The sequence below is a fragment of the Paenibacillus sp. sg306046 genome, assembly GCF_059821225.1.
Window position 1 is genome coordinate 1 of sequence record NZ_JCAMRT010000071.1, and the last position, 1,840, is coordinate 1,840.

1 protein-coding gene is annotated in these 1,840 nt (G+C 40.2%); it reads right to left on the reverse strand.

Features of this window, described 5'->3' with window-relative positions; translation table 11 throughout:
- Positions 1–3: 3 nt before the first annotated feature.
- Positions 4–1,647, reverse strand: a complete 1,644-nt coding sequence (locus AC6ROY_RS25290; RefSeq protein ID WP_500103324.1) for a DUF6973 domain-containing protein — start codon at positions 1,645–1,647, stop codon at positions 4–6.
- Positions 1,648–1,840: the final 193 nt, after the last annotated feature.

The window sequence follows — 1,840 nt, forward strand, 5'->3', positions numbered from 1 at the left end:
CTTTCAGTAAAGCTCAAGATCACTGGCTAACACGCCTTTCATAGTGACGGTACATGGGGATCTATCTACTAGTGATCCTCTATACCCTACTTTAACGTCAGGATACAATTTTTTTATTTCCACTACCTTGCTTGCCAATATCGCATCAATTTGAGCTGAAACACTTTTCCATAGCGCTCCGGCAATTCCACCGATTACATTAGTTAACTTGTCTTTGTCTTTATTATAAAAATTGCTGGCTGATGCAGCAACCTTACCCGCAACCAAGCCGCCAACAGCGCATACTCCCGAAACGGCTAACGATCTCGCCGCATCTATTTCTATCGCTATCGCTATTGGCGTACCTGCTCCACCGGTACCGGCAAATACAACCGCTCCTCCAACGGCTTTTATCCCTGCATCTAGCAGTGAATATGACGCAGCAGCAAACGATCCGTATTCCAATATCTTGGCAGCAACCATGATGCTGAACTCAGTATACGTCTTTGATTTAATATAGTAGTAGTTATTGTCCAGATCAAATTCATAGTAACCCGAAACTTTAAACAATAAATTTTTTACTGATACTTTATTTACAAAAAAGGATTGCATTGATGGATCAGGGAATGTAGAGTCAACAACCCCGGCGGTTATTCCTAACGTAACTTTTGTCCAATCCTCTGAAGTCATATCTTCTGGTTCAAAAGCAAGTGACTCAGATAACTTTTCTTTAACCAGATCAACTTTTGAAGAAATATCAATGATAATATCGTCAAGTATGCTAGATGCACTTATAGTCCCTGAACTACCTGCTGAAGAAAATGTGGTTTGTCCTCCTAAACCCGGAACATATGCATAGGTATTACTATTGACCCATTGACCATTTTTATTGGTATATACCACGGCCGAGTTACTTGAATTGTCCCAGACCCTTGCTTCAAGTCCTGAAGTCTCTGAACCTGGTTTCTGAATAAAAACGGTTTTGTTTCCTACTTTAATTTTATACCACGTTTTTGTATCCTTTTTTCCTGTAGAATCTGTAGGTACGATTTGACCGGAGGAGCTAATTCTTTTTAATTGTCCACTGTTTATGGAAGTGATGATTTTCTCTTTAAAGAATTTTGTGGCTTCCTTCTCCGTGGCAGCAGGATTCTTGGACAAATATTCAAAAGCAATTAATCTTCCCGCACGATGATTAAATAGATTCATTTCCTTCTCGTTAAGCGGGTTGTTCGGGTTTCCATTTTCATGAGCGTTTCCCCACTCACTTGCCCAATTGGGCCCTATATCATATACCATCATAGCTGCCCAATAGGCATGGCGAAATGCATCGCCGTTACCATTAGTCAGGGCAGCTGCTTCAAATATTTCTTTACTTAGAAATTCAGAATCATATGAAGCTATAACTGATAAAAATGCATAGTAAATTGAGTAGATAAAGCCGCTTTTAAATATTTCATATTCTAAGGGATTTAAAATAGCTTTCCATGGATCTGGATCGTTGCCTGCTGCACTAAACAGAGTTGGATCTTTTTTTACCGAAAGAGGTAGCTTACTCAACAGATCATCCAAAAACGCTCTAGCTTCAGCAGAACCAGCATTCGGATTTTTCTGGGAATAGGCCGCCATTTCTTGCAGCAGGTAAGTTAACTCCTGTTTCGTATACACGGTTTCTTTTGAAGTAACCGACTGTACACTCAAATTTGCTGGTGAGTACACATTACCTAAAACCGAATCATTTGGTAAATAAACCGATTCATGTACCGCAACAGATTTGGATTGGGCAAGCCCCCTGTGTCAGAATAGTTGTCGTACCTCTCGAATGAATGTACAGTAAGAAACAGAGAGGTCGAGGTGGAGA